General features: G+C 59.7%; 20 protein-coding genes. 7 read left to right on the top strand and 13 right to left on the bottom strand.

Annotated elements, in window-relative coordinates:
* The first annotated feature begins 33 nt into the window (after positions 1–33).
* Complete coding sequence (locus KGA97_RS20810) at positions 34–426, top strand: GNAT family N-acetyltransferase (RefSeq protein ID WP_008025435.1); 393 nt, start codon at positions 34–36, stop codon at positions 424–426.
* A gap of 12 nt (positions 427–438) precedes the next feature.
* On the opposite strand, the gene msrA is transcribed toward KGA97_RS20810, so the two are convergent.
* Genes msrA through msrB form a run of 3 tightly spaced genes read right to left on the bottom strand, consistent with a single transcriptional unit; the run spans position 439 to position 3,506 of the window.
* Positions 439–1,146 carry a peptide-methionine (S)-S-oxide reductase MsrA gene (gene msrA / locus KGA97_RS20805; protein WP_207285711.1) on the bottom strand — a complete coding sequence of 236 codons (708 nt, stop codon included), beginning with the start codon at positions 1,144–1,146 and terminating at the stop codon, positions 439–441.
* A gap of 31 nt (positions 1,147–1,177) precedes the next feature.
* Positions 1,178–2,953 carry a cytochrome c biogenesis protein DipZ gene (locus tag KGA97_RS20800; protein WP_223481413.1) on the bottom strand — a complete coding sequence of 592 codons (1,776 nt, stop codon included), beginning with the start codon at positions 2,951–2,953 and terminating at the stop codon, positions 1,178–1,180.
* Between the two features lie 34 nt (positions 2,954–2,987).
* Positions 2,988–3,506 carry a peptide-methionine (R)-S-oxide reductase MsrB gene (msrB, locus tag KGA97_RS20795; RefSeq protein ID WP_223481412.1) on the bottom strand — a complete coding sequence of 173 codons (519 nt, stop codon included), beginning with the start codon at positions 3,504–3,506 and terminating at the stop codon, positions 2,988–2,990.
* Between the two features lie 150 nt (positions 3,507–3,656).
* Here msrB and KGA97_RS20790 point away from each other — a divergent pair, with 150 nt between their 5' ends.
* The 5 genes from KGA97_RS20790 to KGA97_RS20770 all read left to right on the top strand — a co-directional run bounded on the left by KGA97_RS20790 (position 3,657) and on the right by KGA97_RS20770 (position 9,019).
* Positions 3,657–4,373 (top strand): response regulator transcription factor, encoded by a 717-nt coding sequence (locus KGA97_RS20790; protein ID WP_223481411.1) that lies wholly within the window; start codon positions 3,657–3,659, stop codon positions 4,371–4,373.
* Positions 4,370–5,887 carry a sensor histidine kinase gene (locus KGA97_RS20785; protein ID WP_008036633.1) on the top strand — a complete coding sequence of 506 codons (1,518 nt, stop codon included), beginning with the start codon at positions 4,370–4,372 and terminating at the stop codon, positions 5,885–5,887. The genes KGA97_RS20790 and KGA97_RS20785 overlap by 4 nt, the downstream gene beginning before the upstream one ends.
* A 52-nt stretch (positions 5,888–5,939) precedes the next feature.
* Positions 5,940–6,440, top strand: a complete 501-nt coding sequence (locus KGA97_RS20780; RefSeq protein WP_223481410.1) for a DUF6622 family protein — start codon at positions 5,940–5,942, stop codon at positions 6,438–6,440.
* Between the two features lie 222 nt (positions 6,441–6,662).
* The gene (locus KGA97_RS20775) at positions 6,663–7,367 is read left to right on the top strand and encodes a hypothetical protein (protein ID WP_008025424.1); all 705 of its coding nucleotides are present in this window, start codon (positions 6,663–6,665) and stop codon (positions 7,365–7,367) included.
* A gap of 221 nt (positions 7,368–7,588) precedes the next feature.
* Positions 7,589–9,019, top strand: a complete 1,431-nt coding sequence (locus KGA97_RS20770) for a PLP-dependent aminotransferase family protein (RefSeq protein WP_008045179.1) — start codon at positions 7,589–7,591, stop codon at positions 9,017–9,019.
* 110 nt (positions 9,020–9,129) lie between these two features.
* On the opposite strand, the gene KGA97_RS20765 is transcribed toward KGA97_RS20770, so the two are convergent.
* From KGA97_RS20765 to KGA97_RS20720, 10 genes are all read right to left on the bottom strand, one after another.
* Positions 9,130–9,930 (bottom strand): N-acyl homoserine lactonase family protein, encoded by an 801-nt coding sequence (locus KGA97_RS20765; RefSeq protein ID WP_223481409.1) that lies wholly within the window; start codon positions 9,928–9,930, stop codon positions 9,130–9,132.
* Between the two features lie 13 nt (positions 9,931–9,943).
* A complete protein-coding gene (locus tag KGA97_RS20760; protein ID WP_223481408.1) occupies positions 9,944–10,903 on the bottom strand; it encodes a diiron oxygenase in 960 nt (319 codons plus the stop codon).
* Between the two features lie 67 nt (positions 10,904–10,970).
* The gene (locus tag KGA97_RS20755) at positions 10,971–11,729 is read right to left on the bottom strand and encodes a TauD/TfdA family dioxygenase (protein ID WP_008025417.1); all 759 of its coding nucleotides are present in this window, start codon (positions 11,727–11,729) and stop codon (positions 10,971–10,973) included.
* A 21-nt stretch (positions 11,730–11,750) separates the two neighbouring features.
* On the bottom strand, positions 11,751–12,623 hold the full coding sequence (locus KGA97_RS20750; RefSeq protein WP_223481407.1) for a branched-chain amino acid aminotransferase: 873 nt from the start codon (positions 12,621–12,623) through the stop codon (positions 11,751–11,753).
* A gap of 24 nt (positions 12,624–12,647) precedes the next feature.
* The gene (locus KGA97_RS20745) at positions 12,648–13,988 is read right to left on the bottom strand and encodes a KamA family radical SAM protein (RefSeq protein WP_223481406.1); all 1,341 of its coding nucleotides are present in this window, start codon (positions 13,986–13,988) and stop codon (positions 12,648–12,650) included.
* A 31-nt stretch (positions 13,989–14,019) separates the two neighbouring features.
* Positions 14,020–14,664: a glutathione transferase gene (gene yfcF, locus KGA97_RS20740; RefSeq protein WP_223481422.1), complete on the bottom strand. Its 645-nt coding sequence runs from the start codon at positions 14,662–14,664 to the stop codon at positions 14,020–14,022.
* Between the two features lie 207 nt (positions 14,665–14,871).
* Positions 14,872–15,339 carry a cupin domain-containing protein gene (locus tag KGA97_RS20735; protein ID WP_223481405.1) on the bottom strand — a complete coding sequence of 156 codons (468 nt, stop codon included), beginning with the start codon at positions 15,337–15,339 and terminating at the stop codon, positions 14,872–14,874.
* Positions 15,340–15,421: 82 nt separating this feature from the next.
* Complete coding sequence (locus KGA97_RS20730; protein ID WP_008025407.1) at positions 15,422–15,919, bottom strand: RidA family protein; 498 nt, start codon at positions 15,917–15,919, stop codon at positions 15,422–15,424.
* A 49-nt stretch (positions 15,920–15,968) separates the two neighbouring features.
* Positions 15,969–17,249 (bottom strand): biotin carboxylase, encoded by a 1,281-nt coding sequence (locus tag KGA97_RS20725; RefSeq protein ID WP_223481404.1) that lies wholly within the window; start codon positions 17,247–17,249, stop codon positions 15,969–15,971.
* A gap of 42 nt (positions 17,250–17,291) precedes the next feature.
* Positions 17,292–18,392 (bottom strand): hypothetical protein, encoded by a 1,101-nt coding sequence (locus KGA97_RS20720; protein ID WP_223481403.1) that lies wholly within the window; start codon positions 18,390–18,392, stop codon positions 17,292–17,294.
* A gap of 148 nt (positions 18,393–18,540) precedes the next feature.
* On the opposite strand from KGA97_RS20720, the gene KGA97_RS20715 reads away from it, so the two are divergent.
* Positions 18,541–19,959 (top strand): PLP-dependent aminotransferase family protein, encoded by a 1,419-nt coding sequence (locus KGA97_RS20715; RefSeq protein WP_223481402.1) that lies wholly within the window; start codon positions 18,541–18,543, stop codon positions 19,957–19,959.
* Positions 19,960–20,026 lie beyond the last annotated feature (67 nt).

Below are 20,026 nucleotides of genomic sequence, written 5' to 3'. Positions count from 1 at the left end.
ACAAGGCATCACCCAACGACCATGAGAGACACCATGTACATCTGTGACTTGAAACCCGCAGCGGTTGAATCTGTTCGCCTTTTTCTCGCAAAGAACGGATGGGCCCATCGCACAGGTTCGTCTGATCATTTTGCTCTGCTGATCGCTAACTCCCAACGCACAGCCATTGCGGTGAAGGATTCCAGGATCATTGGGTTCGCCCGAGGCATTACCGATGGACTGTCCAACGGTTATCTGTCGATGGTTGTCGTATGTGAGCACCATCGACTCAAAGGTGTCGGGCGTGCTCTGGTTGAGCATGTCATGGGTGACAACAACGAGATCACCTGGGTTTTACGAGCGGGTCGCGAAGGTGCTTCGGATTTCTTTTCGGGCCTGGGGTTTGAAACGTCGACCATCGCGATGGAGCGTCCGCGTCGTAAGTAACCAAGCCGCCAGTTACATCCCCGCCTTCACCAACACCGGTTTCTCTTGATACCGCTCCGGAAACAACTTCTTCAACTGGGCCACTTTCGGTAGATCATTGATAACGATGTACGGATAGGTGGGGTGTTCAGTCAGAAAGTCCTGATGTTCCTCTTCTGCCGGGTAGAAACCGTTATAGGTTTCCAGTTTGGTGACGATCGGTTTGTTGAACGATTTCGCAGCGTCGAGCTGGGCAATGTAGGCCTGGGCAACACGTTGCTGCTCGCTGTTTTCCGGAAAAATCGCCGAGCGATACTGCGTGCCGTGGTCAGGTCCCTGACGATTGAGTTCGGTCGGGTTGTGAGCCACCGAGAAGTAGATCTGCAACAAGGTGCCGTAGCTGACCTGAGTGGGGTCGAAGGTCACCTCGACCGATTCCGCGTGACCGGTATTGCCGTCGCTGACCCGCTCGTATTGAGCGGTGTCGGCCGCCCCGCCCGCGTAACCGGAGACGGCTTTCTTCACGCCTTTGACATGCTGAAACACACCTTGGACGCCCCAGAAGCAACCGCCGGCGAACACGGCGGTTTCGCTGTGGGCCTGGGTGATTTCGTCGAGTGTGGGTGCGGGGATGATGACCGCGTCTTCGGCGGATCCGAAAGAGAACGCAGAGCATTGGCCGATGACGCCAGCGGCGGCCAGTCCCAACAGGGTGCGACGCAAGGTGAACAGGGTTTTCATGAGGCGGACTCCTGAATCAGTGAGGTGGCGATCAACCGAACGTAAAGGCATATGCCGAGACACCCGGATCGAGAAATTCGATGCTGAACGTCCGATCCGTTACTGCGCCGGACTGGCGCACCAGTTGATACAAACGTTGTTCGGTGACGCTACCGCTGCCATCGGGCGCCACGTCTGTACCGTGGGCATCGCCGGGGGCTTTTCCGTCAATCAGCACTTTGAAACGCACCGGCCTGCCGTCTGCGCCGGGTCCCAGTACCAGATGCAAATCACGTGCGTGGAAGCGGTAGACAATGCGACTGGCGGGCGCGCTTGAAGTGGCCCGCTCCGGACCGACAATCCACTGACCACCCAGGCTCCAGTCATTCAGGGCCAGTTGCGACGGAGGGTTGTAGGTCATCAACTTGTCGGGAACCAGACTGGTTTCGGGGACGAAATGCTCCGAGCGCTGGTAGCCGAGATAGGTTTCCGGCGACTGCACTTCGTTCATGTCCGGCGCGAGTTGAACACCCTCGGCATTGGCATTAATCAACCCGTCATCCACCTTGGCGGCACCCGCTTCACGCAGCAATTGCTGGATCACCCGCTCCGACTCGGCGTACTCGCCTTCGCCAAAGTGGTGATACCGAATGCGCCCCTGGGCGTCGGCAAAATAGTGGGCCGGCCAATACTCATTGTTGAAAGCTCGCCAGATCTTGAATTCGTTGTCGATGGCCACCGGGTAGTTGATACCCAGGTCCTTCATGGCTTTGGTGACGTTGCCTACGTTGCGCTCGAAGGCGAATTCGGGCGCATGGATGCCAATCACCACCAACCCCTGATCGCGGTATTTTTCAGCCCAGGCTTTTACATAGGGCAAGCTGCGCAGGCAGTTGATGCAGGAGTAAGTCCAGAAATCCACCAGCACTACCTTGCCCTTCAACGCCTGGGCATCGAGTGGTGGCGAGTTGAGCCATTGCACGGCGCCATCCAGCGATGGCAGCTTGCCTTCGATGGGCAGTGTGCCCGGCGCTTTGTCAGCCACATTCATCGCACCGTCAGCGGTCGGGTTCCTCGTCATCATCGCCTCGCTGCCGTTCGGTGTCTTACCGGCCAAACGACCCACCAGCGCCTGCTCGATACCACCGGTAGATGCCGTAGAAAACCGCGCCAGAATCCCGGTATCTAGTCCCAACGAAATCGCCGCCACACCCGCCAGCATGGCCGCGCCCAAACCTCGACGGACCCACTCGCCAGCACCGATGGAACGCTTCATGGCGGCAAAAACCTTACCGCCCAGCAGCAACGCAACCGCAAGGGAAGTGGCGGCACCGGCGGCGTAGGCCAGCAGCAACAGGGTAGTGGCGATGCTTGCTCCTTGCAGCGCGGCGCCGGTTAACAACAGGCCCAGAATTGGCCCGGCACACGGAGCCCAGAGCAGCCCCGTGGCAACACCGATCAAAAACGAAGCACCGGGACGCGGCCGGGCATCGGCGCCCGCCACCTCCGACAACCGACTGCCAGCCGCCACCAACGGGCGCGTCAGACGTTCGGCCAACTGCGGCAGCAACAGCGTCAGCCCGAACAGGGCGACAAACACCAACGCGAGCCAGCGTCCATACTGATTGAGTTGCACCACCCAACCGCCGCCCACTGCCGCCAATGAAGCGACCAGCGCGAAGGTCAGCGCCATGCCCGCCAGCAGCGGCAGGCCGCTCTTCATGAACGGCTGCCCGGTGCGAGCGAAGACAAACGGCAACACCGGCAGAATGCACGGGCTGACGATCGTCAGCACACCACCGAGATAAGCGAGGACCAGAAGCCACATAGCGTCGACCTGCAGGAAATGAGAGAAGAAGGAATCAAGCCACCTGTGGCTTGAAGGTCATCGCCAGACCGTTCATGCAGTAGCGCAGACCGGTAGGTTTGGGCCCATCGTCGAAGACATGGCCCAGATGACCGCCGCAACGCCGGCAGTGAACCTCTTCGCGCAACACACCAAAGGACCGGTCCTGACGGGTCGCCACCGCCTTGTCCAGTGGTGCCCAGAAACTCGGCCAACCGGTGCGGCTATCGAACTTGGTGGCAGATGAAAACAGCGGCAGATCGCAACCGGCACAGGCAAAGGTTCCATCACGATGCTCATTGTTCAGCGCACTGCTGTAAGCCCGTTCAGTGCCCTCTTCCCGCAGGATTTCGTACTGCTCGTCACTGAGCAGGGCACGCCATTCACTGTCAGTGTGCGTCACCTCGAAAACCTCCGCCGCGCTGGCCTCGCTGACCAGCGCAGAGCTGGCCGCAAATTTTGGCAATACACCGATCGCCAGGGCTGCAACCCCCAGCCCGCCGCTCGCTACAAGAAATTGTCGCCGTGAAAACATGGCCGTCTCCAAAATCCAAAGTGCCTTTCATGGAACACAGCCTAGGCTTGGGTTGATCGCCAAATCCTCACGGGAAGTTAAACAATTCGTGATAACTCTGGCCCCGGAAAACCCGCACAATGCGCTCATTGCGCCGAAGGATTGAGCTTGATGGAACCGACCAAACGCGTCCTCGTGGTCGAGGACGACCTGCATATCGCCGACCTTATCTGCCTGCATCTTCGTGATGAGCAGTTCGAGGTGGTGCACTGCGCCGATGGCGATGAAGGCATGCGAATGCTGCAGCAAGGAAGCTGGGATGCACTGATCCTCGACCTGATGCTGCCGGGCGTCGATGGCCTGGAAATCTGCCGGCGCGCCCGCGCCATGGCACGCTACACACCGATCATCATCACCAGCGCGCGCTCAAGTGAAGTGCACCGGATTCTGGGGCTGGAACTCGGTGCCGACGATTACCTGGCCAAACCCTTTTCCATGCTTGAGCTGGTCGCTCGGGTCAAAGCGCTGTTGCGGCGGGTCGACGCCATGGCCCGCAACCTGAAAATGGACGCCGGCAGCCTGATTGCAGACGGGCTGGCCATCGACCCGATCACCCGCGATGTGTCCCTTGACGGCAAACGCCTCGATCTCACGCCACGGGAGTTCGACCTGTTGTATTTCTTCGCCCGCCAGCCTGGCAAGGTGTTCTCGCGCATGGACCTGCTCAATGCCGTGTGGGGTTACAGCCATGAAGGCTACGAGCACACGGTCAATACCCACATCAACCGCCTGCGCGCGAAAATCGAGGCCGACCCGGCACAACCGGTGCGCATCCTCACGGTGTGGGGCCGTGGCTACAAATTCGCGGCCAGGGAGGAACAGTCATGAGGCTGACCCTCACCCAGCGGCTGTCGCTGGTGTTCGCCGTGCTGTTGCTGGTGTGCTGCGGCACCTCGGCATGGATGCAGGTACGTTCCAACCAGATGCATGAACAGGAAGTGGTGCAAGGGCTGTCGCGGGATCTGGCCCAGCACATCGCTCGTGACACCGTGCTGATGGACACCCAGGGCCTGATGCCCAATGCCGTGCGTGACCTGTTCAGCAAACTGATGCTGGTCAATCCCAGTGTCGAGGTTTATCTGCTCGACACCGAGGGCAAGATTGTCGGCAGCGCCGCGCCCGAGGGCCGGATTCATCGCGAGCGGATCGACCTCGCGCCGATCCAGCGCCTGCTCAAAGGCGATGCCCTGCCGATTCTCGGCGACGACCCGCGCAGCGCCGATGCGCGCAAGGTGTTCAGCGCCGCGCCGCTGAAAGTTGACGGCAAGCCGGCTGGTTATCTCTATGTGGTGCTGCTCGGTGAGGACCACGATCGCCTGGCTGAACGCGGCGCCACCAGTGCGGCACTCAATACCGCCCTGTTATCGATCGGGTTGGTTGCACTGCTGTGCCTGATTGCCGGTCTCACCGCGTTTGCACTGATTACCCGACCTTTGCGCCGACTGACCGAAACCGTCAGCCAGTTCGACATCGATGGCGTCCCGGCCACGCCTCCTGAATCAGCGCCGGTGGAAAAAACCGCCAGCCACGATGAAATTGCCATTCTCGACGCGACCTTCCGACAGATGCAGGCACGCCTCAGTGAACAATGGCGCTCGTTGACCCGCCAGGATCAGGAACGCCGCGAGCTGGTGGCGAACATTTCCCACGACTTGCGCACGCCGTTGGCCTCGCTTCACGGCTATCTGGAAACCCTGTCAATGAAGGACGCCACATTGTCCCCCGCCGACCGTCGCCGCTACCTTGGCATCGCTCTGGACCAAAGCCGCAAAGTCGGCGGTCTGGCGCAATCGCTGCTGGAGTTGGTAAGGCTGGAACACGGTTTTGTGCAACCGGTGCTGGAGCGCTTCTCTCTGACCGACCTGGTGCAGGACATCTTCCAGAAATTCGAACTGACCGCCGAGGCGCGTCAGGTCGAACTGAAAGCCAACTTTGCCCCCAACGTTGCAGCCGCCTGCGCCGATCTGGGGCTGATTGAACGGGTGCTCACCAATCTGTTCGACAACGCTCTGCGTCACACCGCCCAAGGTGGGGAAGTCGAACTGAGCCTGCGCCCTCAAGGGTCTTTCGTCGAAGTCACCGTCAGCGACACCGGGCCCGGCATCGCGCCAGAACTGCGCGAAGGGTTGTTCCTGCGCCCGTTCAACATTGGCGGGGCAAGGCGCGATGGCGGACTCGGGCTGCGAATCGTGCATCGGATCCTGCAACTGCACGGTCGCGATATCCAGCTGATCGACGTGCCCGGGCGCGGTGCAACGTTCCGCTTCACACTGCCGGTTGATCAGCAAACCGCAGAGCAATGGGCGGTGCGGTCGATGAATCTGAATTCACCGGGGAAATAGTCGCCGCAACCGCTATGATCCCGACTTCACTTTTCGGCAAGGACGCTGCTCGATGCTCAACACCCTGCAAAACACTCCGCTGTGGGTTTATGCAATATTTCTGCTGCTCTGTTACTACGGCATCAAAGCCCTGTCCCCGACCCGTGAAAGCAAGTTTTCACTGCTGATCACACCGCCGATTTTGTTGGGCTGGTCGCTGTATTCGCTGAATCTGACACCCGACGTCTCACTCTCAATCAGTTGCTGGCTGGCTGCCGTGATCGTGGGCAGCGTCGTCGCACTGGTGATTTTTTCGCGCAAAGGTGTCGAGCTGGATCAAGCGCAAACCGGGTTGATCGTGCCGGGCACAGCAAAAACCCTGGTGCTTTACCTGCTGTTTTTCGCTGTTAACTATTACTTTGGCTACCAGGCCGAGGTTGATCCGCAGCACTCGGCGACTCTGCCGATGGTGTTGCTCAAGGCGTGTACATCGGGGTTTGCGAGCGGGTTGTTCTGCGGACGCTCATTCCGGTTTTATCAAACGTTCCGCTCCCTGAAGCCCGCCATCCTGTAGGAGCCGGCTTGCTGGCGAAGGCGGAGGGTCAGTCAATATTGGTATCGACTGACATGCCGCCATCGCCAGCAAGCCGGCTCCTTCAAGGTGGTGGTAGCCAGTTCTTTTGCCCGCTCGCCTGTTCACCCGTGACAACGCCGCGCAGGTCCAATAGATTAGGCGGCCTGAAAAAGCCCTGTGCTTTTTCGCCCCAATTCAAGTTAAAGAAGTAGTGAAATTTCAATGTCCGATTCCAATACCGCTGAATCCGTAGTCACCTTGTCGTCCAAAGCGGAATACGAAAACTCCATCAATCTTTCACAGCACGTGCCCCAGGCCAAGACCATCGCCGAGATGGTGCTGGACGCTTTCCAGTCCACCCGGGAAAGTGACCAGATCCGCGAGCTGCGCGCCGCGATTCGCCAGGCCCACGACCGCTTCGACGACGATAAAGCCTATGAATTGATGGGCGAACTCAAGCAACTCAAGGACGCCGAGGCAGCCGATATCGCGGCCCTTGAAGACCTGAGCAGCAAATTCTCGATCAGCCGGATCCTTTCCAGCTTCAAGGACGATCCTGCGTTTCAGGAGATCGTCTACGGTCTGGCCCTGAAAGTACTGAACCAGACGCATCAGGCCATCAGCAACCCAACCAGTGGCAAGAGCAAAACGGCCCGCGCCAAGAAAGATGTCGAAGTGTTCACCATCAGCAAGGACGGCATCAGCGTCACGCTGCCGCTGCGCACTCCGCGTTCGCGACTCAACGTTGACCGTGAGGCCCTGGAGTTCCTCGGCTTTACCTTTGTCGGCGAAGGCGATGAAGCAGAGCTGGAAAGCGAATCGTTCCTGGACAGTAGCGGAACCGAACACGCCGTTAACCGCAAAAACATCATCACCGCGCTTCAGCAGCAAACCGCGTTCGATGGCTACAGCATCGCCGCGCAGTAACACTTCCCGCTCAGCAGCGCCTCAAGCGCCACTGACCTAAAAGCCCCGCCCTAGAGCGGGGCTTTTTATTGCCCGCGATTCCGGCAAAAGCGCGATTACTCTCTGTGTATCGACGCCAGAAAAAAACTTCCCTTAACCCTTGAGCACCACGGGTCCGCCTGCGGGGAACGTCAACTTTCTTTCCAGCCCAAGACCTCAGTGGTGCGATTGCTGAGGTCATCATGCACCCGACCCCCTTGTATCGTCAGTTAGCCAACCACTACCTCGACGCGATCCGCAGCGGCACCTTGAAAACCGGGGAACGCTTCCCCTCCATTCGGCTGATGATGGAAAAACACGCCGTCAGCCTGTCGACCGCGGTGCAGGTGTGCCGGGAGCTTGAGGACTATGGCGTCCTGGAAGCCCGTCCGCGTTCCGGCAACTACATTCGCCAGCCGGACACCTTGCCCAAACCGGTCGTGACCACAACGCCTGCGCCCCTTGATACCGAGGTCTATCTCGGCATTCACGAGCAAGTGTCATCGGTGCTCAAGGCCAGCCAACGCGCGACGGTCAAGGTCAATTTCGCCAGCGCCTACTGCGCGCCGGAACTCTATCCGTTGAAGATTCTGCAAGACCATATGAGCAAGGCATTGCGTCAGGATCAGAAACTGCTGGGTGCGACAGGCCCGACCTGCGGCAACATCGAGTTGCGCAACATCCTTGCCCGACGAGCGCTGACGGCAAAGGCCAACTTGAGCGCCGAGAAAATGGTGATCACCAACGGCGCGACCGAAGCGATCAACCTGGCCTTGCGTGCGGTGACCCACCCCGGCGACACCGTGGCCGTGGAATCCCCGACCTTTTACGGCCTGCTGCAAATTCTCGAAAGTTTGAACTTGCGAGTGCTCGAAGTCCCGGCAACGGCCCATTCGGGCATCAATCTGTTCGCGCTCGAACAGCTGTTGCAAGGCCCCGAACGGATTCGGGCGCTGATCGTCATTCCCAATCTGCAGAATCCGCTCGGCAGCATCATGCCCGACACCCACAAGGCTCGGCTGGTGCAATTGTGTGCCGAGCACGGCACCGTGCTGATCGAAGACGATACCTACGGCGACCTGGTGGACACCGAGCAGCCGTTATCCACGCTCAAACACTGGGACCGCACCGACAACGTCATCTACTGCGCGTCGCTGAACAAAACGCTGGCACCGGGCATACGCCTGGGCTGGATCAGCGCCGGGCAGTGGCACGACCGCGTGGAAATGCTCAAACACACGCAGTCCCGAGGTTGTGAAGCGTTGTCGCAACTGGCGGTCAGTGCGTTCATGAAGACGCCGTCCTACGAACGTTACCTGCGCCGCTTGAGGAAAACGCTGACACAGCAGCGCCAGCAGATGAGTGCGGCGATCACTCGCTATTTTCCACCGGGCACCCGCATCACCCATCCACGGGGCGGTACGTTGTTGTGGGTGGAACTGCCGGCTGAACAGGCGTCCATGGCGTTTTTTCATGCGGCGTTGAAGGTGGGCATCCAGATTTTGCCTGGGGATATCTTTTCCAACGCCCAGCGCTTCAGTCACTTTGTGCGGATCGGTTGTGGGGCGCCGTATTCGCCGAAGATTGATGAAGCGCTGGCGACCCTCGGCCAACTCCTCAAAAACCAGAGCTGACACATAACTTGTAGGAGCGAGCGGTGCGGCGTTCCGACTTGCCCGCGAAGAACGATAACGCGGTCATTCAGGAGAACCGCGTTATCGTTCTTCGCGGGCAAGCCTCGCTCCTACAAGGGATTGGCGTGCAGGCAGATGATGTGCGGATCGTCGTTCCAATGCGGGAAGCGCTCGGCGATCAGCGGGTCATGGCCGGGAATGACGTGGTCTTCGCCATCGGCCAAACGGTCGATTTCGATAAACGCTTCCAGCGTCTGCGCCAGATCATCAATGATCGGGAACGGACTGCGCTGACGAATGTTCGCCCACAAATGCGCCGCATCCGACGCCAGAACAATCCACCCGCGTGCGGTGTTCACCCGCACCACTTGGCTACCCGGCGTATGGCCGCCCACCGGGTGCAGCGTCACGCCGGGAATCACCTCGACCGTGCCGGTATGCAAGCGCAACCGGCCTTCGAACAGCGGTGGCAACGCCGACATCACATCCTCGACTTCGTAGGTTTTGTTCACCGTGCGATGGGCCATTTTCGGACCGGTGCAGAAGCGCAGTTCCGCTTCCTGCAAATGCACCGTGGCTTTCGGAAACAACCCCAGATTGCCGGCGTGGTCCCAGTGCAAATGGGTGAGGATCAGGTTCTCGACCTGCGCCGGATCGATGTCCAGTTGACGTAGGGAATCTTCCGGCAGGCGATACATCTGACGGTTGCGTCGATCCGCTGTCGCGGGTTGAAAGCACGTGTCGACCACAATCACCTGCTGCTCATTACGAATGACCCAGAAGTAGTAATCCAGCGGCATCGACGCATTCGGATCACCGCAGCAGGCGTCGTAAAGAAAGTTCTCCCGGGCAGTGCGCTGGGCATTGGCGCCGACTCGGATGGCGAACACTTCGTACACAGGAACGGACATATTCACCTCCCGATCAGGCCACTGCAGCGGTTTTGAGGGTCGGACGGAAGTCGAAATCGATCTCGTCGCTAATCCCCAGATCCTGCGCCAGACGATGCAGGCCGCTGTAGTCGCGCATGATCGTGGCGTTCTTGTTGCTCTCCCGGGTGTCGGCAATGATCAGTGCAGCGTCCTCGACGCCGAGCTGCGTCAGAATCGCCTCCCACATCGAGTAGTCCTGAGCGACAAAAGCACTCAGCGCCACCGACAACGTCTGTGCGAAAAATGCCCGTTGAGGCGGCTGCATGTTGGCGTACATGACCTTCGCCACTTCCGCGAGAATCTTGCTGTGGGCATATTCGTCGCGGTTGTGCAGTTCGGCGACGCGGCGGTTTTGCGGCTGAATGGTTTGATCGTCGGCCAGCAGATCCAGGTAAGCGTTGACGCTGATCTCGGCCACGACCGCGAAGGTGATCGCCGCCAGATCGCGCTGCCACTGCTCGGGCAATTCCTCACGCAGCGCGGCAAGACGCAGATAGGTCACCGACGGCGGCAGGTCCAGATCCTGATCAAGCGCTCGATCCTCTTTGGTCCGTTCGATGGCCCGCAGGTGCATGAGTGTGTGGTAGTGCTCGTCGATCAACGTCTGCTGCATCGCTTCGCGAAAATGCCAGTCGTTTTTGCCCAGGTATTGATTGACGATGACGCTCAGCGCCGGGTTCACCACGTGCTCTTCAGCCGTGACCGTGCGCAGGTTGTAGCCGATCCAGCCCCAGGTCACCACGGTGCTTTTGAGCTCGTCGCTCAGGGCCTGGAATTTCGGGTGATGGAAAAACGGCACCATGCACTCCGGGTAATCCGGGCGCGCCGGGTCGAACGTTTCGCTGACCGAGGCCTTGTCCGGCGCACACACCGTGGCCCTTTTGGTCCAGGCCTGATTGAGCCGCACGACCAGTTGATGATCGACCTTGGCGATCTCGATTGCTGTTTGCATGACGCGATACCTGTAAGACGCGTACCCGCCGAGGGGTACGCCGATGGAATTGTGGGCGACGGATGAATCAGGCCAGCCAGTAGCGAGTCAGGTTTCGCGCCGGGTCAGTGTATCGACTGCGGGCGTGGATCATTCGCCAATTGTCCCAAATCAGCATGCAGCCGTCGGGAATCAGCACCGGCGTGTTGTGCTGGATGAAGTATTCCTCGCCGAGCATCGCGAACCTGGCCAGTGGCGATGAGCTGTTCGTCACCTTCGACTGCTGCAGATCCTCCTCGGAAGGGTTCACATCGCCATAGTGAAACTGGTTGTAGCTGAAGCGGAAAATGTCCCCGTCCTCTGTAGGCGTCAGGATGTATTCCTTGACCCGCGTTTGCGCCACTTCACCCGGTTTGGCGGTGGCCACGAACTCCACGGGCGTGTCGTCGATCCATTCGCGCAACTCGGGCTCCGTGCGTTCGAGGAATGCCAGAAACTCGATCCCGTCGACCAACCCGGTATGTCCGCCACCGCACGTGGCCTGATGATGACAATGCAGCGCCAGATAACGCGGCGGTGGGCCGTAGACCGGCGCTTCGGTGTGCGGTCCGATGCCGTTCATGCTCTGGGAGTACGGCAACGCTTCGTACCCCGGTTTGCGGGTAATGGCGAAGGCCGTCTGCCCGTTGAATTGCGGAATGATCTGACCGAACGCCTGCAATGTGCCAACGACATCGTAGGCAAATTCGGCTGGGGTCAGTACCGTCCAGCCGCGGGACGACAATTCGTCATGGCGGTGGCCCAGTGAAACGTAAGGTGTAGACGCAACAATCCCTTGATCTGACATGGTGAAGTTCCTGGCGGTTTATCAGGCGTTAACGGTTGAGGTGTAAGCGGCAATGAATTCGCGGCAGGCGTTGCCTGGTCGGTAGCGCTGCTCGTCGATGCTCTGCACGGGGGTGATTTCGGCGGCGGTGCCCGTCAGAAAACACTCATCGAAATCGCCAAGCTCCGTAGGAAGAATGGTGCGCTCGACCACTTGGTAATCCAGCGCCCCGGCCAATTCGATAACGGTCTGGCGGGTGATCCCATTGAGGAAGCAATCGGGCAGCGGCGTGTGCAGCGTCCGGTCCTTGACGAAGAACACGTTGGCGCTGGTGGCTTCGGCGACGTGACCGCGCCAGTCGAGCATCAACGCGTCGTGAAAACCGTTGTTTTCCGCATCGTGCTTGCTGAGCGTGGCGATCTGGTAATGCCCGGACGCCTTGGCTTCGAACGGGCTGCTGCTGGGTGGCGGACGCCGCCACTGCGCGGTCTTCAAGCGAATGCCGCCCATGTGCCCCGCCGGGTCGAAGTAACTCGGCCATTGCCAGCAGGCGATCGCCACGTGCACGCGGTTGAAACGAGCCGAGGTCGAGATCATTTCACTGCCGCGCCACGCCACTGGCCGCAGATAACCGTCCACGACGTTGTTGCGTTTCAGCAGTTCATGACTGGCCGCTTCCAGTTCGGCCAGCTCATAGGGAATCGCGAAATCCATCAACTGTGCCGAGCGATACAGCCGCTCGCTGTGTTCGCGCAGCTTGAAGATCTTGCCGTTGTAGACGCGCTCCCCTTCGTACACCGTGCTCGCGTAATGCAGGCCGTGACTCAGCACATGCAGTCGCGCCTGGGACCACTCGACGAACTCGCCGTCGAGCCAGATAAAACCATCTCGCTGATCAAACGGAATACTGCTCATATCCTTATCTCCTGATGAATCGTCCTACGCCGTTTCGAGCAGGACCGGTATCAATTCGGGCACTGCCGCAGGCTCCGGCTGAAAGAAGAACGCACGTTCGCCAAACGCTGGCCGCAACTCATCGAACCAGGTCGCGTCCGGATCAAAGCGCGCATAGAACGTGCGCAATACCCATTGCGGGTCCCGAGCCTGGAGAAACTGCAGCACGAAGACTTTTTCCCCGGCCACGGTCTCGATGCCGTTGATCAATACCTTGCCGTAGAAGGTGCTCATGGACGGCCCACGCACGGTGCGCGCCAGCCCGGACACCGTGCGGTAAGCCGCCTGGAAGATCTCGAACGCCCGCGCCAGCGGCATCGCAAAGTAGTGGCTGGGCCCGGTATCGCGCTCGACGAACATGTAATAAGGCACCGCTCCCAGCCGCACGCCTTCAGTCCACAATTCGGCCCAATCGCCGGGGTTCTCGTTGATGTGGCGGATCACCGGCGCCTGCATGCGCAACGTCGCGCCGGTGGAACGAATGCGTTCGACAGCCTGCCGGGCAATGTCCTGGCGAATCTCGACCGGGTGGTTGTAGTGCCCCATCACCGACAGGTTTTTCCCGGCCGCAACGATGCGTTTGAACAGATCCAGCAGCTGCGGCGCATCCTTGTCGCTGACAAACCGTTGCGGCCAATACGCCACGGACTTGGTGCCGATGCGGATGCTTTTGAGGTGTGGCAGCGCCAGCAGCGGCTCGATGTAACCGGCCAGCGAACGGGTGTTCATGATCATCGGATCGCCACCGGTGATCAGCACATCCGTCACCTCAGTGTGCACCCGCAGGTAATTCACCAGCTCCTGGGACTCACGCGCGTTGAACTTGAGTTCCTCTTCGCCGATGAACTGCGCCCAGCGAAAACAGAACGTGCAGTAGGCGTGACACGTCTGACCGGCACCGGGGAAAAACAGCACGGTCTCGCGGTACTTGTGCTGAATGCCCGGCAGGACTTTTCCGTCGAGGGTCGCGCCGTTGTGCGTCAGCTGCCCGGCCGGATGCGGGTTCATGCGCAACCAGATCGCCTCGATCCGCCGCTTGATGGCGACGGCGTCATCCCGTTCGATCAGTTGCTTGAGCGACGCGTATTCGTCCGGTAGCAGCATGTCCTTGTGGGGAAAGGTCATGCGAAAAATCGGATCGTCCGGGATGTTGTTCCAGTCGATCAACGTGCCCAGCACATATTCATTGGTGCGAAACGGCATGACCCTGGCCACCACGGTCATGGCTTCCTGCAACGCTGGCGTCAGTTTCTGCCAGTACGGCGTGTCGCGAATGGTGCGTGAGTTGTAGGGTTTGTATCTTTCCAGCTCCGACGGTCCCTGCATGGCAGCGCTCCTGGTGATTGCCTGGCGTTAGTTACTGGATGGCCGGCGCTGCGCGCTCTATGTCCATCCATGCCCGAACGCTGTCGCGATCCCACTGCCGACGCACATAGGCCGCGAGCCGCTGAGGAACGCGGTCGCCATTGGCAAGCAGTCGATTGAGCATGATTGCCAGGTCGGTGTCGGCAATGCTCCAGTCACCGAACAGGTGATCGGCGCCCTCCTCCAGCAACCGATCCGCGACGAAGAACAGCCTTGCGACAGCGGCCTGGGCTTCGTCCGACAACGAGGTTTCTTTCTTGCCGAAGTAGATGAGGTCCGCCGGGCGCTCTTTGCGAATCACCAACAAATCACTGCGCAACCAGGCCTGGAGTTGACGGGCGCGAGCGCGCTGTTTGATGTCGAGCGGGAACAGTTTTTTATGCCCCGGCGCTATCTCTTCCAGGTATTCGGCAATGGCCGAAGATTCCGACAGTGCAAAACCATCATGAACCAGCGTGGGAATCTTGCAGGTCAGCGATACATCACGATAACTCGCCAGGTAGTTATCACGCGCCTTTAAATCAACCTTAACAAGTTCAAATGAAAGTTGCTTTTCTTTCAGCGCGACAAATGCCGACATTGCAAAAGCACTGACAAAATCTGCACCAACATACAGTTTCAGCTTCGTACTATCCATAGAACGCTCCCTTGCACTAACCACAATAATCCGTTGCATTGGAATCGATCGTAGTTAGTTGCCCAGGTGCTGAACAGATACAGAAATTATCTGTTTCTACGGATACAGAAAGTCAAAACAGCCATGGCCTGCCGGGGTAGCAGAAATGAAAAAGGGAGCCTGCGCATGCGGACTCCCTGTGGGTGACGACGGTGAAGATCGAGCGTGTCAGACCGTGGCGTCTGCAGCATTGGAGAGCAACGCCATCTGGGGCATGTTGCTCATGTTCAGCATGGCCAGCGGCTCAGTGGCGCTGGTGTTGACGAAGCCGTGCCGGGTCCAGGCCGGTACTAGCAACACGTCGCCGGGGCTGATGTTCACTGCATCGGCATCGCCCAGGGTCAAGGTGCCGCTGCCGGACTGAATGATGAAAAGGTGCCACCACGAATGGGCATGACCGTTCAGTTCGGTGCCGGGGTTCAACCATTGCATCGACACCGCCATCCCTGGCGTCAACTTGCAACCTTCGCTGCTGTCCTGGTGAGCCAGCGCGACAATATCGACCTCGCTGGCCGCAAGGCTCTGACGCATATCGGTAAGTTCATCGCCCTTCCACACCCGTGCACTCACCGGTGGACGGGTCAAACTCTGGCGAAAGTCCTTATATGAAAAAAAACCACCTTGAATGTTATTCATCCGTAAACACCGAGTTATGAGCGACTTAAGTGACCAGACACTAGGCGAACAATTGATCACTGTAAAGTCGGCGCACTAACACTCACAAAACCGAAGGCCGAAGCGCCACAATCATGTCAACTTCTACGGCGGCATTTTTCGGTAACTGATAAACGCCGACAGTGGTTCGAGTATGTTTGCCCGCATCGCCCAGCACATGGCTGAAGACATCCGATGCACCGTTGGCAACTTCGCTGAGGTCAACAAAGTCCGCCGTGGACTTCACGTAAACCGTGATACGTATCAGCGACTTTATTTTGTCCAGCGAGCCGATGGCATCAACGATCAAGGCCAGCCCGCGCATGGCGCTGATACTGGCGGCCGCTTGTGCATCGGCCAGGCTGAGCTCCAGCCCCACTCTGCCGGGGTAGCGGATTTCGCCGGTCATGCGCGGTACCAGGCCGCTGAGATAGAGCTCATCGTGATGCCGAATCAGCGGCGCGTAATGACCACCCGCGGTGTTTTCGCCGTAGATGTCATAGTCCAGCTCTTTCGCCAGGGCTATAAAGCGCTCATCACAGGTCATTTTTTGCTCGATCATTGAAACAATCCTCTCAACTCAAAAATACCAAAACGCAGGTCCAGGAGACTCAACCCGCGGCTCTCGCCGGGGCCGCCAGGCTAGTGACCTCGACACGTGATTCGATCGCGTCTGCCAGGCGCAGCAGGTTGTCGCTGAGCTGTGCGTAGTCCTCGCTGAACAACACGATGTGGCCGATAAACGAAGTGTTGTCCTTCACCAGTGCGGTGACCGAATCACTGAGGCGTTTGGTGTAAACGGCTTCTACCAGCTCGATGTTCAGGTCCCGGGCCAGGGACTCGATGTCCGGCACGTAGCGCAGCAGACCGCCGGCCGGCGCCCGGACTAGACGGATGCCGCAATAGCCCCGAGCGACGGGATCGCGCGGGTCGGTCTTGCCTTCCACCGCCCACCTGACCCAGCGCTCCCACGGATCGAAATCGACGAACGCCAGGCGGGCCAGGTCCCAGATGTGCATGCCGCCGGGGCGCATGTTGGTTTCCACCGCCGACGTCAGGCCGTCGCTGCGCAGGAACACCTCGTTGTGGTACGCGCCGTTAGCCTGCGAGACCAACCCGGACATGTGTCGACCGGCAGCTGCCAGTCTGGCTTGCACATCTGCCGCCAGCGGTGCCGGCACCACTTGCTGGATTTCTGCGCGATAGGCGCCTTCGGTGGTGGTTTTCTCCGTGACCCACGTGCTGCCCGCAACGTAATCCCAGCTGTATTCCCGGGCGTTCTGAATCAGTTCTTCAAGGACGATGCCACCCTCGCGATACGGCTTGAGTGCCTGCCACGCCTCGTCACATTCGGACGGATGATGGATGACCCGGCAGCCCCTGCTTGCGCCTTCGCAGGCCGGTTTGATGAAGGCTTTGCCGCCCAGCTCGACGACCCGCTGACGCAGCTCGGCGAGGCTTTCGATGCGCACGGAAAACACCGGACGATAATCTTCCGGCGACTGCTCGGCCGCCGCTTCCAGCTTGCGAAAGATTTGTTTATCCAACCCCGCACGCGCCTCGGCCGGGGTGATGCCGGGCAAGCCGTAATGGCTCGACAGCGCCGCGCCGAGCAGCACGCCACGGTCGGAAAACGGCAGCACGCCGATCAGTTTCCAGTGATCGGCACTCAAGCAACCCGCCACCAGTTCCAGGGATTCGGTGACGTCTTCCGGTGCCAGGGACGTGCTGCAGACGTGATCGGCCACCTGGTCGTCTTCGGGCTGAATCTTCTCGACCAGCAGGATCAACCGGGCGTTGTAGAGCGTTTTGCAGAGTTCGCGCAGTTTCTGGATGTCGTGAACCCGATTGCCGTTGTACCCGACCACCACTACGCATGACGTCGTATTCATGAAGCCTCCGACCTGTGGAGTAAAAAACGCAAACGCGGTGACTCAGTCGTGCAGCGACGCGTTGGATCTACGGTTGAGCCAGTACCAGGCGAGGATGCCTCCCGCGCCGATGGCAGCCAGCACCAGGGCGCTATAGGGCGGCGGCATGACCCGCATGATCAGCACCGTCAGGCCGGCACCGACGCCCAGGGACACTTCCTTGACGAACATGTTGTTTTGTTTGACGGAGAAGTAATCGAGGTAACTGAACGCACACTCGGCGATGGACAGCAGCGCCACCCAGATCAACGCGCCCACGAGGGTTTCGACGTGGAATGCGCCCGGCGACGAGAGCACCGCGAAGCCGCCGATGATGATCCCGATGACAGCGACCACTTTGAAGCGCCCGGTGCGCTCGATCAGTTTCATCACCGGCACCTGGGCGAAGACCACCACGGCGCTGTTGAGGATCAGCATCAGGCCATACCAGGCCGGCAGTTCGCCGGTTTCGAGCAGGATTGCCTGGGGCAGGATCGAGAACACGCCGAACAGCTTGATGCCCATGATGATGCCGGCGATCACCCATGGCAGTTTGTTGCGCCAGCCGCTGCCGTCATGAGTGACCGGACTGGCAACCACCGGTTGGGAGGTGAAGGTCGCGCCCATGGCGATGGGCAGGCACAGCAGGACGAAACCTGCCGCGCCGAGGAAAAACAGGGTCGGGGTCAGCAGCGGCGAGAGCAGGATCAGCCCCGCCACCAGACTGCCCATGTTCATGGCGACGCGGTTGTAGGCCGCGCCCTCCTTGGTCTGGGCGGCTTCGCTCTTGATCAGGTAACCGGCAATCGCAATGCCGTAGGCGAACAGCGCGGCGGCGAACATCACCATGCCCTGGTTGCTGGTGACCGCCAGCAACACCAGCCCGAGGGCGGCGCACATCAACGTGACGCTCAGGGAGCGACGGCCCAGCACCAATAATGTCAGCGGCAGCAGCAACAGCAGCGCCCGATAACCGAGGGCGAGGATGCTGTTGGTGGCGGTGTCGAGCCAGACGTTGGCCTTGCCCAGCACGGCAAACAGCGACACGGCGGTGATGATCCGGATCGTGAACAGGCGAATATTGATCACCGGTTTAGCGACGGCGACCGTTGTTTGAACACTCATGCAACACCTCTGGAACCAGCGATTGTTCAGGCGTTCAGCGCGAACAATCAGGAAAGTCTGTAAGGTGATGGTAGAGAGAGTCGCTTGTTTTCATCAGAGCAAGTTCGTATAGAATCAAACGAACTTTACTGCCGGAGAGACCAGTAAAATGCAGGTTCAGCGTGCAGTGATCGCCGCCATCGAGTTCCAGCCGGGTGTGCCGCTGGTCCAGCAGATTGTCGATCAATTGTCGGAAGCGATCAGCCAGGGCGGGCTGCCTCACGGCTCGCGGCTGCCGCCGATTCGCGAACTTTCCGAGTTGATGAACGTGGGCAAGTCCACCGTGGTGGATGCGCTGGACCGCTTGCGCGCCAAGGGTCTGGTGGTTTCACGCCAGGGGTCGGGGCATTACGTGCACCGCTCCAGCGCCACGCTCAAGACCGATGCCGGCCCGGACCTGCAACCTCAAGACACCCTCAGCGTGGTCCGCCGCGCGGTGCTGCAGGACAACGGCTCGCTGCGCCCCGGTGCGGGTTTTTTGCCGTCCTCGTGGCTACCGGCGGACGAACTGCTCAAAGCCGTGCGCGGCACCCTGCGCGCAACGTCCCTGCGCATGGGCGAATACGGCGTCGCCGCCGGTTACCTGCCGCTGCGCGAAGCGTTGCGGGTCAAACTGGCAACCCTGGGCATCGAAGTACCGGTGGACCAGATCATCACCACGGCCAACACCGTGCAGGCCATCGACATGCTGATGCGCCTGCTGGTCAAACCCGGCGACACGGTGCTGCTCGACGATCCGTGTTACTTCACCATGCACACCAACCTGGCCCTGCATGGCGCCCGGGTCATCACCATCCCCCGTGGCGCGGACGGCATGGACCTGGACGCCTTCGAGCAATTGCTGATTGTCCACCGGCCCGTGCTCTACATGACCAATAACACCCTGCACAATCCGACCGGACACTCCTTCTCCCCGGCGCAGGTCTATCGCTTGCTGGAGCTGAGCCATCGTTACGGTTTTCACATCCTCGAAGACGATTTGTATTGCGACATGCAGCAACGAACGACCCCGCGCCTGGCAGCGGGCGGGCTGGACAATGTCAGTTACGTCTCCGGTTTCTCCAAGACCCTGACGGCGAACAGTCGGGTCAGCTATGCGGTGCTTTCGCCGCAACTGGCGGCACGGATGGTCACCCTGAAAATGGCTTGCGGTGGCATGACCTCGGAACTGGCGGAGCAGATTATCTGCACGATGCTCAGCGACGGCAGCTATGCCAAACACACCCGGCGCACGGTGGATCGGCTTTACGAGGCGAGCAGTCGGGTGAGCAGTTGGCTGATGGAAGCCGGTTGCTCGGTGTCATCGCTGCCCCATGAAGGGTTGTTTATCTGGACGCGATTGCCCGAAGGGCATCATGCCGAAACGCTGGCGAGGAAAGGCCTGGACATCGACCTGGTGCTCGCGCCCGGCACCTTGCTCAGCAAAGCGGCGGATGCCAGTCACTTCCTGCGTTTCAACGTGGCGCACAGCGACAACGTTCAGGTGCGGGAGCGGTTCTTTCGGTTGCTCGACACACCAAGTAAGTAACTGACAAGCACTGTCCTGTAGGAGCGAGGCTTGCCCGCGAAGAACGATAACGCGGTCTGGCTGATAC

It is taken from the genome of Pseudomonas sp. BF-B-15 (genome assembly GCF_019946675.1).
Taxonomy (GTDB): Bacteria; Pseudomonadota; Gammaproteobacteria; order Pseudomonadales; family Pseudomonadaceae; genus Aquipseudomonas; species Aquipseudomonas migulae.
This window is presented reverse-complemented; position numbering and strand designations above follow the sequence as displayed.